The following is a 16,229-nucleotide window of genomic DNA, read 5'->3' on the forward strand; positions in this document are numbered from 1 at the left end:
GCAATACACGAAAGTTATTGTCGTTTAAAAAAGATACTATTTTATCTGTTATCCAAGTTGCATTTTATAAAAGAAGAAAATAGTGGGTCCTCTGTAAAATAAGAGGTTGTCTAAATTAGTATTAAATAAGCGAACCTAAAAATATGCGAAAAATAGTTTTATTCTGTAGTGTTGCCTTTTTCTCCTGCCTTCTTTCCATGGCCCAGGTGGTTAACCCTGCCAATAAGAAGTTTAATGTTTATAAAATTGATATCAATCCTAATGCTACCAAAGAAGGAATCCGAGGTATTGCGGTGTTATTTAGTTGTGAGTTTCTGATTTCAGATGCTGAGTACAATGGTATGAAAGATAAGCAGGGCAAAGTACGTATGACATTCTATGCTGGTATTCGTGACGCCAGCAATGAGCCTGTTTATCAAGCGTATGATTTTCCGGGTTATAAGAAATCCAGTAACTATGTTGGTGTCCACTTTGCTGATGAAACTGTGCTAATGCCTCAAAACAAAGCACAGGGCTTACGAAATACAGGAATTGAGTTATTTATCCCATTTACGAGTACGGCATTGCCCGAAGGAGCAAGCAATATAACCTTCGCATTGAATGCCTATAATGAAAAAGCAGGGCGTTTTGAAAATATTCATACTCAGAAGGTGGCTATTACCAAGCCTGCTACCTATGCAGTTACATTACAGCCGCAGCAAATTGCCGTAATAGATAAAGCAGGAAAGCGTTACGAGGTTAGGCAGTTGGAACAAGACATCTTTGCACTGCCAGGGTCTAAAAAGGAAGCAAAAGATATTACCGCCTTTGCCAATGTGGATCTGAAAGACGAATTGCAGTTTACTTACTGTGAAGGAGACGTTATTCGGTTAAAACTTCAGAAAAGTATTGAGACCGGACTGATCCGATTAAATAAAACGCGGGTATTGCGTACTAAAGATGGCAAGCCGCTTCCATCCTTTGATAATGTAGCTGGAATAACCGGAGAATGGACTTTTGATACTAAAGCTGTTAAGACTACCTCTCTGAAAAACAATGGAGTAGAAATAGTGTTGGGCATTGAAAAATATAAAATTCCTGCGGTACAGCTATCTGCTTTCAAAGTTAATCCTTTTTCCACCCATGAAGGAGTGACCGGTACCAGTATAACATTTGACTATAAAGCAACTGTGGGAAGTAGCCTGCCTCCATTAACTGCCTGGTTGACCTATCAGCCCAGAAATACAGAAGAGATTGTAAATATCCGTAATGGCAAAGTAATTAGTGGACAGGCAAAGCTTGATTCAACCGGATTGCTTACCTTGAGCAAGTCATCTACAGGTGGAAAGATGGAGGTATTTTATCCTGCCTATCAGATTTTATTACAGGATCCTAATGTCCGCCAGCAGCCTGCCAAACAATTTTCATTACAAATTCACCTGGCCAACAACCCATACGTTATAGCCCGTAAGGAGGCCAAAACAGATCTGACCATACAAACAGTACGGGAAGCAGTATTACCTACTTTGTTAAAGTTGAAAGATACGTTAGTTGGTGGAGTCAATGGCGTTACTCTTTCACTTCCCTATACACTTCCCAAACTCTATTTCGATACCCGAGAACAGAAAGTCCTGGAAATTATAGATGGAGGTAAAGAAAATAAAGTAGCAGAACTGTTTCGGAAAATAACTGTACTAAATGAGGATGTAAAACGAATCAATCCCAATGCAAAAACTGCTGTAACTTATCAGATCAGTAAACCACAAAGTGCAATCAAAGTTTTCTTGCCGTACACGTCGTTGAATAAAGTGGAAGAGAAGCCATTGCCTTTTCGTATCTCCCTGAATATTACAGATGGTACTAACAAAGTAACTGCAGGTGAGAGTATCGCGTCCATTCAGTATCAGGTTGATCGTAGTAAGCTGCGATTTGTATCAGTAGGGATTGCCAATATAAAGTTAAAAGAAGCAAATACAGGTGATATTGCCTGGCGTATCCGGTCCAAGGACAAAATTCTATATGAATCAAAATTAATTCCTGCTGATAAGTTGATAGAGAATCTATACACAGATGCCTTCTACATACATGAAGATGACAAACTGATGGTGGAAATGTTAAAAGGAAAGAATGCTGAGAATCTCAAGGTGGCTGTTAGTTGGGAAAAACCAGTAAAAAGTCTGACTTCTGGTGAGCAAATTACTCTGGAGCCTTCCAAACTGCCTAACAATACAGATGATGGCGACACAAAGAGTTTAACGATAACATACACAGCTCAATAGAGTAACAAAAAAGCCTCTTACTTTCAGAGTAAGGGGCTTTTTTATGAGTAAATGTTGTTATGTTTTATTTCTTTCGGAGATAAATATTTCCACTGATAGTTTTTAGCACAAGCTTTTCTCCACCATTGTTTAACTTCAGATCCCGGTCATATTGACCTCCTACACGACTGAGTTCTCCATTTTTTGCTTGAGGAGACTCCAATGCAAGATTTGTGTATACATCACCTGTAATGGTATGAAGACTAAAATCACATTTTGTAGTTGCTGCGGTCTTTAAATCTATTTTTCCACTGATAGTTTCCAGTCGGTATTTTCCTTTCAGATAGTCTACCAATACATTTCCACTGATTGTTTTAACCAATAAAGCTGCTTGTTCAGGAATATAGATATCATAATCGATTATAATAAACACCTGTGGCCCCGAAGATATGTAGACTTTATTTTCATCATCCCAGAATCTATTGTCTCCATAATAATTTCCTCTACTATCACTTTGTACGTTTGTAGGGACCGTAGAAATAAGTTTCAGATCTTTAATGTTTCCTTTTATCTCAATCTGAGAATCTTTTGTAGTAGAGGACTCCAATACAAAATTGTCATTATTCGCATTATTGTTAATGTTGACAGATACCATGATGCCAATTTCATTTTTATCCCATGTTTTTATATGAATGTCTGAGGCATACTTAAGATTCAGATATATCTCTTTCCCATTCGTATAAGGAAACGTTTTTTCTACTTTCTTCTGAGCTGCCAGAGGAAGTGAACAGATAAGAAATAACAGGTAGAAGATTGTTTTCATAGATAGAGCGAATGTATACGACCAGACAGAGATGTGGTGTGCTTAACTGTCTGGTTGTATGGATTATATAAGTGATAAAGATATCTTCCTGGATGGTGATAATCTGTTATTTCTTTTTGCGCAGAAATACATTCTTGTAAGGAGACTCCAGATGTACTTCTACACCACCGCCATTGATTGAACCTGTTACAGTATGGCTGCTGATCTTTTCCAAATCGTCTTCTGATGAGGAGGGAGAGGATGATTTTACATCAAAATCTGTATAAATATCGCCATAACTTGATTCCATGCGCAGATTAGCTTTTGTATCAGAAGGGAGAGTTACATCCAGGTTATTGTAAGTAGCCACAATAGATATCGGTTTATCCTGATTGATCTTATCAAAAACGGCTTTGACTTTACCATATGTGGCATTTAACACAACAGGTCCGGTCACATTAGCCATTGCGACAGATGCGTATTCACTTTTAATCTCCAACTCGGATTTAAAGTTGCTAACTGTAATGTCTTTTGCAGACCATCCGGATGACTGTATGATCACATTCATCTTTTCAGGAATAAGAATTTTTACGTTATGATTTTTATTGGAAACACCTCTAACTACTACAGTGCCATTACTTTCCTGTATGTTCAGGCAATATCCATTGGTATTATCACTGATACCATCTCCGGAAATAAGTTTCAGCCCCTCTGTTCCTTCTTCATTTGTAAAACACTTGGTTCCTGTAACAATAATGTCTTTCCCTGTATGTCCTTCGACTGTAATATGTCCATGAATAGTTCCAATTTTAACTTTGTTGGCTGATTTTACTTCAAATTTAAAATCCTGTGCATAGCTAAGGACGGGAGCAGCAAGGAGAGTAAGGATAATGATAAACTTTTTCATAGTTGTTTGATCTTGTTTAGTCGATAATGGAATAGTTAATAGAGTCATTTTGATAATAATGAATAAGTAGTGATTGGATAATAATCTATTGGCCTGCATAAAAAATGCAGGTTTACTTCTAAGAACTTACTTTCTAAGAGGTTGTCTAAATAGACTGAAGTTCTTTGCGTATACTCTCCTTAATGTTTTGTGGAATAGGTTCTTTTTTCAGAAAATCTTCGATGGCTGGTTTTGCTTTTTTATCTTTCATGGCAATCATGATGTTGATCAGAGCAATCTTTACAGAAGGATCTTCCTGTTTTTTAATAGATTCAATCAGTGCAGTTCGTGCTTTGGAAACATCTTTGAATGTAAATAAGGCATTGGCTGCTGCCAGACGGACATTGGAATTTTCATCTGTATTAAGGGTTTCAATCAAAGCGTCAATTACTTCCGGACTTTTTTCTTTCATGTCATACACATAGTTCACTCCCTTGATGCGTTCACTGGCGGATGTTTGCTTAAGTTGTGATACTACAACTGTTTCCCGAAGTTTCTTCATCTCATTCTGCAAATCTGAAAGCTGTGGCTGACCGGATGGATTTTGTTTGCCACTGTAGAATCCTATCACAAACAATGTCACTCCAGCTGCAATACCTGCTGCCCATTGCCAATAGGCCATTCGTGGTTTAAGAGCAAGGACACGTGCTTCAGTTTGTATTTTGCGAGATAATTGAGCATCAAAATCTTCGCTTAGTTCCTCTTCCTTTTTCCATTCAGAAAACAAGCTAAATTGATCTTTGTATATAGCCAGATGTGCAGGAATATCTTTTGTTGTTGTGAAATACTCTTTTAACCTGCGTTCTTCGGCGATAGTAGTTTCGCCTTCCCAGTATTTCTCCAGTAGTGCTTCAATAACTTCCATGTATGTTCAATTGTATTAAGGTTTCTCGAAGTTTTTTTCGGGCGCGACACAGATTTACACGTACGTAGGCTTCATCTCGCTGAATAATTTCTGCAATTTCACTGAGTTCATATTCTTCAATATCTCTCAGCTGTAGTACAATGCGTTGTGTTGCTGGCAATTGTTCAATGATTTTCTCAATCAGTTTTTTGGTATCCTGAAGCTCAAATTTCTTGTCAGGCAATAGGGTAGAGGGCATGGTAACTACATGGTCACTGTGATCCTCAATGGACGAGAAATAATTCTTCTTGGATCGTAGCTTTCCCAGACACATATTTTTAGTGATCTGCATAGCCAGTGCTTCCACACTGTTATATGTGTCAAGTCGTTCGCGGATGTCCCACAATCGCATAAAAACATCCTGAACAATATCTTCCGCATCTGCCGAACTGCCCATGAATCGTTTGGCGAAACGGAAGAGTTTGTTTTTACTGGGAAGAACGCTCTGTTTGAAGTTTAGTAAGTCCATTTATATTGCCTTTCATAGTGTATGATACAAAATCAGATTGTTTGTTACAGGTAAAGTGAAAAAAATAATAAGAAGTTATATGTGAGCAGTTTGTAGCTCATATATAACTTCTTATGTAGAGGTATAGAAGGGGTTAAAATAAAAAATCCATCCAACATAAAATGTTGGACGGATAAAAGATAAACGATCAGTTATGTTTTATTGCTTGATGGCAACCGCTGTACATTGGTCGCTGCCTAAGTCTGTTATAGTAGCATTATAGTCGATTGTTAGTTTGCCACCACTAAGAGTACCACTACCTGAGATTGTTACAGTAATGGGTTCACCCTGATATTGGCCAGTAAACTCCTGAGAAGGAATTGTAATTTTATTTCCAGCTACAGTTGCTGTAGCATTGACACCTGGATAATAAAAATCCTTAATTTCAACTTCATTGTCGTCAAATCCCGCAGAAATGACAATTTCATACTCATATGGACTTCCGCTACATGTTTCTGTAAGATCAAATGTTCCCAGAAACTTATTTCGGTTTGCTTCCGGATCCGGATCATTTTTTTTACAGGAGCTCAGCAATGTAACTCCTAAGATAAAGAGAACCAATAATGGACGAAGGATGAAAGACGTTTTCATTGTGTAGTGTTTAGAATAGTAGTTGATTTGTTTGATGTACCAAAACAACTACTTTTTGGAGAGGTTCTCAATCCAGTGTTGAATCTACCTACATAAACAGTACATTAGTTGAGGAAAATGCCTGATGAATCGTAGAAGATAGAATAAGCTCCTGAAAAGGAGCTTATTAAAAATAAACAATAATTGTAGATTGAAATTATTGTTTATTGCCAATTGCTGTACATTCATCTATAGATGAATCATTAAACGTCACTTTGTAGTGAATTGTTAATTTGTTGTCATTTAAAGTGCCATTCCCGCTGATAGTAAAAGATCCGTCTTCTTCAAATGGATCCAGGACTTCCTGAGAAGGAATAGTAAGAGTGTTTCCGGAGATAGTTGCCTTTATTACGGTAAGTGGAAGATACAAATCCTCTATTTCAATTTCATTATGGGCCGTTCCCGAAGCTATAAATAATCCAACCTCTAAACTCAGATCGCCACAGGTTTCAATGAGTTCATATGAGCCTAAAAATTTCTCCCGATCAACTTTAGGGTCAGGATCATGTTTTTTACAGGAGCTAAATAGGGCTGCTCCGATCATGAAGCATGCCAGAAGAGAACGGAAAATGTGAAGCGTTTTCATAGTTAAGTGTTTTGTAGAAAATTTTATATGTTTCAAAACAATACTTTCTTGGTTGTGGAATCAATTGATTGTATGCTGATTAGGTGAGAATTCTATATTGATCGGGGAAAATGTTTGTTGAGCTGTAGTATCATCGTTGATTACTAAATCTTAGATTAGCCTTACTTATGTGACTTCTAGATTAACCTTGATACTATCAATAACTTTCTAGCTAGTATCTTCTTACAAAAGGCCTTCATCCATTTTTTTTTCCGTTTATACCCACATTCGTGCAACTTTCCTTTACCTATTGTAATCTTATTAGTAAAAAATTAACTTTCGTACATGGAAACCAAAACTGGAAAGATACTAGTCGTAGACGATGATACCGACGTGCTTAGTGCAGCACGACTTTTTTTAAAACGCCATTTTCTTCATGTAGATGTTGAAAGTAATCCAGAAAGTATACCATACCTGATTAATAATGATCGGTATGACGTGATTTTGCTGGATATGAATTTTACTAAAGATATTGGAAGTGGAAAAGAAGGGTTTTATTGGTTAGATCGTATACTGGAAATAGATCCGGCAGCAGTGGTTGTGCTTATAACAGCATATGGGGATGTTGAAATGGCTGTTCGAGCTATTAAAGACGGTGCTACAGATTTTGTGTTGAAGCCATGGGAAAATGAGAAATTGCTGGCTACACTAATTTCTGCCATGCGGTTACGCCAGTCACGTGAAGAAACAGCTACGTTAAAAGCAAAACAAAAAGGCCTGAATCAGGCACAAACTTCTTATACCTCGGATATCATCGGGCAAAGTCCAGCTATGCTTCGTGTGTATGAAGCAATTGATCGAGTAGCTGAAACAGATGCTAATGTATTGATACTTGGTGAAAATGGTACAGGAAAAGAACTTATTGCCAGAGCTTTACATCGGAAGTCTAAACGTACCGATGAGCCATTTGTTTCAGTTGATTTGGGTGCGATTAGTGAAACATTATTCGAAAGCGAATTATTCGGTCATACGAAAGGTTCTTTTACAGATGCCAAAGAAGATAGAGCCGGACGTTTCGAAACAGCTTCTGGAGGATCTATATTTTTAGATGAAATTGGAAACCTGTCTCTCCCTTTACAAGCCAAATTGCTTACTGTTTTACAAAGTCGTACTGTAACACGGGTAGGATCAAATAAACCCAAAACCATTGATGTACGTTTGATTTCTGCTACCAATATGCCTGTATATGATATGGTAAAGAATAAAACATTTCGTCAGGATTTGTTATATCGTATCAATACAATAGAAATTCACCTTCCTCCTTTACGGGAACGCCAGGAAGACCTGGTTCCATTGGCTGAGTATTATCTTCAACTGTATCGTAAAAAGTACAACAGATCTGTCAACACCCTGAGTCCAGCATTATTGAAGCGTATGCAAAAATATCATTGGCCAGGAAATGTGCGCGAACTGCAACATGCTATTGAACGAGCTGTGATTATGGCTCAGGGATCAGCATTGCAGCCAGAGGACTTTTTCTTTAGCAATGGGCATGAAGTACCTCAGGATGAAGAGAGTGCATTAGATGCTATGCCATTAGATGAAATGGAAAAAATGCTGATTCGGAAAGCCTTGAAGAAACACAATGGCAATATTACAGAAGCAGCTCAGGAATTGGGTCTCACTCGTTCTTCTCTGTATCGTCGTCTGGAGAAATATGGACTATAATATAGTAACTTTGTCTAATCCGGAGTTCAGTGAATGAGATGAAGATATATCTCCAGAAAAGATTTTACCCATTTCAAGCATACAGCTCTGAACAAGAGTAACTTTAGCGTATCTATCATTTCATTAATTGCATTACGGCGTGTTCAGAACTTTTAGTGCTGGTCTTATTATTCGGGTTCTGGCGTTGGTTGGGGCCATTTTTGCCAGTTGTTATACATTTCTGTTTTCTTTTAACTACCTGGTGGCGGTAGCCTTTCTGTTATTGATATCATTACAAACGTATAATCTGTATTTCTATGTTGATGGTACAAACCGAAAACTAATCCGGTTTCTGGAGTCAGTGAGATGGTCTGATTTTTCTATTGGTTTTGCAGCAGATAACAAACTGGGTTATAGCTTTCGGGTTCTGAATCAGCAATTCAATGAGGTGTTAGATGCATTCCGGCAGGCACGTGCAGAAAGAGAGGCTAACTTACAATACCTTAATGCAGTAGTTCATCACGTAAGTGTTGGATTATTGGCCTTTGATACAGAAGGTAATGTAGAACTTGTAAATAATGCAGCATTAAAATTATTAGGAATTTATCGGTTACGGACTTTAAGTGACCTTCAGAAAACACATCCCGAGCTTGTAGATCTGGTTCAAAAACTCCGATCTCAGAATAATGGCCTATACCAGACTCCCAGTGAGCAACAACTCTCCGTATATGCAACCGTAATACGTCTTCGTGGTAAAACAATCAAATTAGTATCCTTACAGAATATCCAGTCAGAATTGCAACAGAAAGAATTGGAAGCCTGGCAAAATCTGACACGGGTGTTACGTCATGAAATTATGAACTCTATTACTCCCATTACCTCACTGATTGCAACTATGCAGGATATTGTGACGTATGATCTGGATGTGAATTCTAATAATAGCGAAGCTGTAGGTGATCTTAAGGAAGCGCTACGAACAATTGAAAACAGAAGTGTTGGCTTACTGAATTTTGTCAATGCCTATCGTAATTTTACCAATATACCTAAGCCTGATCTGGCAGAAATGCAGGTTAGAGAATTAGTTGGGAGTATTGTACAGCTTATGCAAACTGATGCAAAGAATGCTGGGGTAAATCTTTCTTTTGAGATACAACCTGCCGATTTATCTGTATTGGCAGATAATGAACAGATTGAAATGGTGTTGATTAACCTTATCAAGAATGCCGTAGAGGCTTTATCCGGAAAAGAAGAGGCTTTTATACAAATAAGAGGGTATAAGGATGAAAATCAGCAAGTTTCTATCGACATCACAGACAATGGGCCTGGTATCATTCCAGAAGCTTTGGAAAAAATCTTTATTCCATTTTATACTACCAAGAAAACAGGCTCAGGTATTGGTCTTAGTTTATCCAGACAGATTATGCAAATGCATGGAGGCCTATTAAAGGTTGCTTCAGAAGTAAATGAAGGAACTACCTTTACCTTAAAGTTTAATAGCTGATACATGGAGGGTAAGTAAACTTACCTTCCATGTATCAGGTTTATGCGATTTCCGATAGTTTGGTCTGCATTACTCGTTCCAAATGAGCTTTCCAAAAAGAATAGCCATATGCTTTCCATCCATGACATCCCATAGGTAACTCGCTTAAGTCGTTTACAAATGGTTCAAAGTCAGGAGCTTTTTCACTAGGTAATTCAATGGCGAACTTATGAGCAACTTTTTCCGGAGCTACTCTAAAAAATGGATTCATTTGTGGCAACCGAAGGCTCCAGAATAAATCTTCCGTATAAACAATAGATGTATTCTTAATAACATATGAAAATCTACGGCTGTTTTTATAAAAGGAATTAACCTTTCTTAAGGAAAACCCTCCATTTTGTGCAGGAAAGCGTGGAATCATCCCAAATCTGCGCAGTAATTTTAGAAGAGAAGAGGATTGAATATATTCTTCGACAAAAGACTTGTTATAAATTACTGCTCCTATATAGTCATAGCCTAGCTTACACCAAGGTTCGAGTTCGGCCTTAAATGCAAAAGAGTCAAGATGAGCGAGTAAGATATATTCGTAATTCAAAAAACGTTCATAAAAATGAGGTGACACCAATAAACGTATGTATTGTTGATAACCTTTCCATGTAAATCGTTCAAAAGAGAAGTTAGTATGGCCTTGCTCTTTTCCAATCTGTTCATAGAAGCTTGTATCCAGGCCCTCTTGCGTCATAAATATAATAGGATACGACTCAAACAATCGGAAATAATAGCTCAATACCTGAGTTTCATCAGCATTAGGTTGTAACTCATATATAGGTATTACGACTGCCACTAATTTCTGCTTTTCCATGTATTCAGAAGGTTGTATGGTAGTTATGAAAACAATTAAGGGAAACAAGAAAGGGCTGTGTATTTAATCTTTTTATCCTTCTTAATTTTACTTATTTGGGATTAATTTGCCAAGTAACAGAAATATTTAATTTATGCAGCCACTACAAAAAAGATGTACTTGATAGCTTATTGGTATAGTTCAGTCATATAGTACAGATGCTTTAATCAACAGAGAATGAAACCACATAACTAACATTATGCACTCTTTTAACTACAAACTTTAAAATCAAATCCGAAACCTATTAAGAAAATCAAATATTCTTATTATAAGACAGGAGTTTGTATCTTTTTATTAATAAAAAAAAGGAAATTATGTAAACAGTTTTGTAGCGAAATTATACATCAAAATGCGTATTCTCTTAATAAATACTATCATTCTTAATGATATGGAAAAAGTGATGCTTCTTGTGTTGATTTTAACTAACCTTTGCCAGATTGTTAAATAGACCGAAAGATAAAGCCCTATAACATTACTGTCATAGGGCTTTATAAAAAGAATAATAGACTTTATCTTAAATATTAAAAGCTGCTTTTACGTTATCTACATAATCCAGTTTTTCCCAGGTAAATAATTCAACCTCTTTCTCTAGTTTTTTACCTTCTGGTGAAACAAATACCTTAGTTATCTTCTTTGGTTCACGTCCCATATGGCCATAGGCAGCTGTTTCAGAGTAAATAGGATTACGTAGTTTAAGACGAGTTTCTATTGCATAGGGGCGCAGATCAAAAATCTCTTCTACCTTTTTGGCAATTTCTCCATCTGTTAAACCTACTTTAGCAGTTCCATAAGTGTTGATATACAAACCGCAAGGTTTTGCTACTCCAATCGCATAAGATACCTGCACCAGTACCTCATCACACAAACCGGCAGCTACCAGGTTTTTAGCAATGTGACGGGTTGCATAAGCAGCACTACGATCTACTTTGGAAGGATCTTTTCCAGAGAATGCACCACCACCATGAGCACCTTTTCCACCATAGGTATCAACAATAATCTTACGACCTGTCAGACCAGTATCTCCGTGAGGACCTCCGATCACAAACTTACCAGTAGGGTTAATATGGTATGTGATCTCATCAGTAAACAATTTCTGAAGTTCTGGCTTTAATTTTGCCTTCACACGAGGAATAACAATGTTAACTACATCCTGACGAATCTTTTTAAGCATTTCCTCGTCTGAACCAAAATCATCGTGTTGAGTAGAAACAACAATCGTATCGATACGCTGAGGCTGATTATCATCAGAATATTCAATCGTTACCTGAGACTTTGCGTCCGGACGCAGATAAGGCATTAGAGAAAGCTCATAATTACGGATATAACTCATTTCCTGAAGGATCTTGTGAGCTAAGTCCAATGCAAGAGGCATATAGTTTTCGGTCTCTTTTGTGGCATAACCAAACATCATACCTTGGTCGCCAGCGCCTTGATCTTCAGGATTTTTTCTTTCAACACCCTGGTTGATATCAGGAGATTGCTCATGAATTGCTGAGAATATACCACAGGAGTTTGCTTCAAACATATATTCACTCTTGGTATATCCAATACGGCGGATTACCTCTCTAGCAATAGTTTGTACATCCAGATATGTTTTTGATTTTACTTCCCCTGCCAGTACTACTTGTCCAGTTGTTACCAATGTTTCACAAGCAACTTTGGATGTTTCATCAAAAGCTAAAAAATGATCAATAAGTGCGTCAGATATCTGGTCGGCAACTTTATCTGGATGTCCTTCAGAAACCGACTCGGAAGTGAATAGATACGGCATAGGTAATTAATAAAAGAATTTAAGAATGAAAGAATTACAAAAATTAAGTTAAAATGTATGTAAGAGCGGGTTCGTCTTAGTAATTGTAAGAAAGTAATTTCAAACAAGGATACAAATGCTACTTACGAAGTATATGTGTTATTAAATTCTTACAAATCTAAGAGTATTTTTGGGAAAAATAAAAGCGCATATATGCTAGGCATTTAAAATAAAATATCAATAGCCGCTTTGGTAAAAGTTGCCATAGGAACAGTTGACATAAGCCTCAGTTCTTCCGTAAATTTTGATTGTTCATCAAGAAAGTCAAAGATTCGTTCAATAGGATTATGCTGGTATAACTGAGTAAAGAACTTAGCTCCAGAATACCGTTTTTTTGTTAGTACATTCAATAGAATACTATCATATAAATGGAAGCGACTAGGCATATGTGTTGATTTGGTCAATGGTTCTACGCCAGTCTCCAGATTTCGAACTATAGTTTGCAGGTATCTTTGTGTACGGGCAAATGTGTAACCTGTTGCCGGACGTACATACCCTCCTGAAGTTCCAATTCTAATAATAGTATTATTTATCTGGGTTGTTATTTTACTATCACTCATAGGAATTATTCCAAACTCTTCTTCTTCTATGGTATATGCATCCAGACCTAATGTGTCTTTCAGATATTTTTTCAGTTCCACAGTATATTGTTCATCAGTTAGTATCTGGGAAGAGAAGATTGTAAACTCAATCAGTGCTTTTGTTTTACTGAAGGGTAGTATGTAGAAAAAACGGGCTGCGTCCCCATGTTGATTGATCCGGAAATCATGTAATGTAGCACAAGATTCATCAAAGTGGGGAGTGGGTGTAGTAATAACCCAGCCTTTGAAATGCTGTAAGAGAAAATGATTGCCTCGTTTGGTGAAATCAGGTTGAAAAGTACTATCAAAAATATAGGCTGCAGTAAAGGAAGCGTCCGGCGTTTGTACAATTGCTCCCTTATCAGTAGTGTTTATGGCAAGAATATCTTGTTGTATGAATGTAATATTAGGATGATCTGTTAATTGATTCCATATATAGTGATAAAAGTCAGCTCCTCTGATCATTTTGTAGAAGTAGCTATTCAGATGAAACCGTTTGAAAAAATCATCCCCAAAAAAATCTAATTTTTGCCATTTCCTATAGATTATTTTCTCAAATGGATTTTGTTCTCCTCTTTCCCAAAAGCACCAGGTTCTGTCATTGTAAGTCTTTTGTTCTTTATCCAGAATCAAAATCTTCTTATTGTTTAACACATTTGATTGACTTAGATAATAAGCCAGACTAAGCCCTGCCATACCACCACCTGCAATAAGGTAGTCAAAATGAGTAGTTGGATTTATGCTTATATCAGGATACACAAATAGATTTTCTTTTAAATTCAATGTTATCTGAATTGTTCAGTAAAGTTATACTTTTATCTGCCTAGTTTAGGCAAAGAAAAAGTAAATACAGATCCTTTGCCTGGCTCACTGGTTACACGTATAGTACCATTATTTTTCTCTAGAAGTTCCATGCAAAGTATCAATCCAAGTCCTGAACCTTTCTCATTGGATGTTCCCAGTGTAGTAAAATGATTACCTAACTGAAAAAGTTTATTAGTTGTTTCTGTGTTCATTCCTATACCATTATCAGCGACTGATATTTCTACTTGTTCAGGTGTTTCAGTTGCTAATATTTTAACAGTGCCTGCCTGATTGGTAAACTTAATTGCATTGACAAGAAGATTTCTCAATACCATCATAATCATTTGATCATCTGCAAACGCATATGTTCTGGGCGATACCTGATTCTTTATTACAATGGCTTTATCTGCAGCCATTGTAGCAATCTGTGCTACGCTTTCGTTGGTGAGATTATACAAATCTACAGGTGCTGGCATAAAATCAAGACGCCCCATCTGAAACTTTGCCCAGCTAAGCAAGTTCTCCAGTAATTTTTGTAGGTTCTGAGCTGCTTTATGCAGATGCAATGTCATTGATTTTTGATCTGCTTCGGCCAGATTCGGTTCCAACAGAAATTCAGAAAGGCGAACAATATTAGAAGTTGGTCCTCTTAAATCATGACTAATAATTGAAAAGAATTTATCCTTATTCAGATTTAATTCTGTGAGATTGGATTCCACCTTGAGACGTTCTTCTCTATCCCGGAAGAATATAAATAAACTGACTATACCAAAAAGCAAGGCAATGCTTGCAGATACAATATTTAAGTAAAGCGATCTTTTCTGTTGATTGATAGCCGCTCTACGGAAATTATCCATTTTAAGCGTTTCTAATTCTACTAGCTGAGCAGCAGTCTCTTTTATTCTGGATGTATATACAGAATCTGTTGGAGTGTTTTTCTTACTACTTCGATTCTGTTTTATCTTTTCCCAGCGATCTGTTATCAATTCTCCCAAAGTTGTAATATTTACTGTCTGATAGGGATCTGTTACAACAAAGAGAGCAATAGTATCAATTATATTTTCAACATTCTGATAGTCAATACTGTCATTTGGTGTATTATATGTGTAAGCTACACGTCCTGCTTCGTTTAGAAGAATAGTATGTACCAACGTTTCCGTATTATTTATTACTTGTTGCGATGCCATCATTTTTTCCAGATCGCCATCCTGGTTATAGAAACTTTTGTAGCTAAGATGCAACACAACAGCCAGAATAACTGTCACTATTAACAGTACAACAAGTATAAGACGATTCTTAGGAGGATTTTTTACAGATATGGATTTATTAAAAATTTCTGTTATTTTTTTCATTATTCTCTGCTATCGAAATAAGTATTCTTAAAAATACATTTAATTACAAGCCAATAGCTGTGCAAAACATGACATTACCTTACATTTTACAGAGAAGTTGTGAGTTAAGTGCTTAATCAAAAATAGAATATTTACAAACTAGAAACAAATAGACAATCTATTGAGAATGAAAGTGATAAAAATATAGTTGCTTTTTTGAATAGTACTTCCGTTTTACCTGTTTAGAGTATATTTTCTTTTCTTATTAATTTTGATATCATAAATAGAATCTAACCTACACCTACATTTTTTTTGTAAATATGAAAGCAACAGATTTTCCCAATATAATTATAAGAAAGGGTACACCTGAAGATATTCCATCCATGTTGAAGCTAGTCAAAGAATTAGCTGAATTCGAAAAGGCCCCACATGAAGTAGAAAATACAAAAGAGAAAATGCTGGAAGATGGTTTTGGACCACAACCAATATATGGATTGATTGTGGCAGAGCTAGAGAAGGAAATAGTGGGTATTTCTGTATATTATTTCAGATATTCTACATGGAAAGGAAAGCGATTATATCTGGAAGATATTATTGTGACAGAGCCACATCGGGGAAAAAAAATAGGACGTATGTTATTTAATGCGACCATGCAGGTTTCAATGGATACACACTGTAATGGAATGTTATGGCAGGTATTAGACTGGAATACTCCTGCCATTGAATTTTACAAGAAGTACAATGCACATTTTGATGGAGAATGGATTAACTGTAGTCTTAGCAAGTGGCAAATTCAAGAACAGCTTTCCTCTGCAAAGCATGAATAAACAAAGAGTATTGTCGTTAGACTATTCCAAGTTTGCCAAATAATAGATGTTTTTTTTAATTTTGTCGTTGTTAATAAAATATTTTTGCATTGATAGGTTGCTGTTAGTCAATAGAGTATTTGTACTTAAACAAAGAATAAGGTTTGGAAACAGAATACTACCTGGTTTTATTTTGCGTTATTCTAAAATAGTTAGA

14 protein-coding genes are annotated in these 16,229 nt (G+C 36.5%); 4 read left to right on the plus strand and 10 right to left on the minus strand.

What is annotated here, in order from left to right; genetic code table 11:
* The first annotated feature begins 143 nt into the window (after positions 1 to 143).
* Entirely contained in the window at positions 144 to 2,258 is a 2,115-nt protein-coding gene (locus QNI22_RS28105; protein WP_314516003.1) for a hypothetical protein, read from the plus strand.
* 64 nt (positions 2,259 to 2,322) lie between these two features.
* On the opposite strand, the gene QNI22_RS28110 is transcribed toward QNI22_RS28105, so the two are convergent.
* The 6 genes from QNI22_RS28110 to QNI22_RS28135 form a co-directional block, all read right to left on the minus strand.
* Complete coding sequence (locus QNI22_RS28110) at positions 2,323 to 3,060, minus strand: DUF4097 family beta strand repeat-containing protein (RefSeq protein ID WP_314516004.1); 738 nt, start codon at positions 3,058 to 3,060, stop codon at positions 2,323 to 2,325.
* A gap of 106 nt (positions 3,061 to 3,166) precedes the next feature.
* Positions 3,167 to 3,946, minus strand: coding sequence for a DUF4097 family beta strand repeat-containing protein (locus QNI22_RS28115; RefSeq protein ID WP_314516006.1), 780 nt, complete (start codon positions 3,944 to 3,946; stop codon positions 3,167 to 3,169).
* A gap of 145 nt (positions 3,947 to 4,091) precedes the next feature.
* Positions 4,092 to 4,850 carry a HEAT repeat domain-containing protein gene (locus tag QNI22_RS28120; protein ID WP_314516009.1) on the minus strand — a complete coding sequence of 253 codons (759 nt, stop codon included), beginning with the start codon at positions 4,848 to 4,850 and terminating at the stop codon, positions 4,092 to 4,094.
* The gene (locus tag QNI22_RS28125) at positions 4,837 to 5,358 is read right to left on the minus strand and encodes an RNA polymerase sigma factor (RefSeq protein WP_314516010.1); all 522 of its coding nucleotides are present in this window, start codon (positions 5,356 to 5,358) and stop codon (positions 4,837 to 4,839) included. Before QNI22_RS28125 ends, QNI22_RS28120 begins: the two co-directional genes overlap by 14 nt.
* A 198-nt stretch (positions 5,359 to 5,556) precedes the next feature.
* Positions 5,557 to 5,988, minus strand: coding sequence for a hypothetical protein (locus QNI22_RS28130; RefSeq protein WP_314516011.1), 432 nt, complete (start codon positions 5,986 to 5,988; stop codon positions 5,557 to 5,559).
* 196 nt (positions 5,989 to 6,184) lie between these two features.
* Positions 6,185 to 6,613 carry a hypothetical protein gene (locus tag QNI22_RS28135; RefSeq protein WP_314516013.1) on the minus strand — a complete coding sequence of 143 codons (429 nt, stop codon included), beginning with the start codon at positions 6,611 to 6,613 and terminating at the stop codon, positions 6,185 to 6,187.
* A 324-nt stretch (positions 6,614 to 6,937) separates the two neighbouring features.
* Between QNI22_RS28135 and QNI22_RS28140 the strand changes: the two genes are divergently transcribed.
* Positions 6,938 to 8,320, plus strand: coding sequence for a sigma-54-dependent transcriptional regulator (locus QNI22_RS28140; protein WP_314516015.1), 1,383 nt, complete (start codon positions 6,938 to 6,940; stop codon positions 8,318 to 8,320).
* Between the two features lie 139 nt (positions 8,321 to 8,459).
* The gene (locus QNI22_RS28145; protein WP_314516017.1) at positions 8,460 to 9,800 is read left to right on the plus strand and encodes a sensor histidine kinase; all 1,341 of its coding nucleotides are present in this window, start codon (positions 8,460 to 8,462) and stop codon (positions 9,798 to 9,800) included.
* A 40-nt stretch (positions 9,801 to 9,840) separates the two neighbouring features.
* Here QNI22_RS28145 and QNI22_RS28150 read toward each other — a convergent pair whose 3' ends face one another.
* The 4 genes from QNI22_RS28150 to QNI22_RS28165 form a co-directional block, all read right to left on the minus strand.
* Positions 9,841 to 10,641: a DUF5672 family protein gene (locus tag QNI22_RS28150; RefSeq protein WP_314516019.1), complete on the minus strand. Its 801-nt coding sequence runs from the start codon at positions 10,639 to 10,641 to the stop codon at positions 9,841 to 9,843.
* Positions 10,642 to 11,194: 553 nt separating this feature from the next.
* Complete coding sequence (gene metK, locus QNI22_RS28155) at positions 11,195 to 12,451, minus strand: methionine adenosyltransferase (RefSeq protein ID WP_314516020.1); 1,257 nt, start codon at positions 12,449 to 12,451, stop codon at positions 11,195 to 11,197.
* Between the two features lie 203 nt (positions 12,452 to 12,654).
* Positions 12,655 to 13,854 carry a lycopene cyclase family protein gene (locus QNI22_RS28160; protein WP_314516023.1) on the minus strand — a complete coding sequence of 400 codons (1,200 nt, stop codon included), beginning with the start codon at positions 13,852 to 13,854 and terminating at the stop codon, positions 12,655 to 12,657.
* A gap of 32 nt (positions 13,855 to 13,886) precedes the next feature.
* Complete coding sequence (locus QNI22_RS28165) at positions 13,887 to 15,227, minus strand: sensor histidine kinase (protein ID WP_314516025.1); 1,341 nt, start codon at positions 15,225 to 15,227, stop codon at positions 13,887 to 13,889.
* 299 nt (positions 15,228 to 15,526) lie between these two features.
* Here QNI22_RS28165 and QNI22_RS28170 point away from each other — a divergent pair, with 299 nt between their 5' ends.
* The gene (locus tag QNI22_RS28170) at positions 15,527 to 16,033 is read left to right on the plus strand and encodes a GNAT family N-acetyltransferase (RefSeq protein WP_314516026.1); all 507 of its coding nucleotides are present in this window, start codon (positions 15,527 to 15,529) and stop codon (positions 16,031 to 16,033) included.
* The last annotated feature ends 196 nt before the right edge of the window (positions 16,034 to 16,229 follow it).

Origin of the sequence: Xanthocytophaga agilis (genome assembly GCF_030068605.1) — a bacterium.
Lineage (GTDB): Bacteria > Bacteroidota > Bacteroidia > Cytophagales > 172606-1 > Xanthocytophaga > Xanthocytophaga agilis.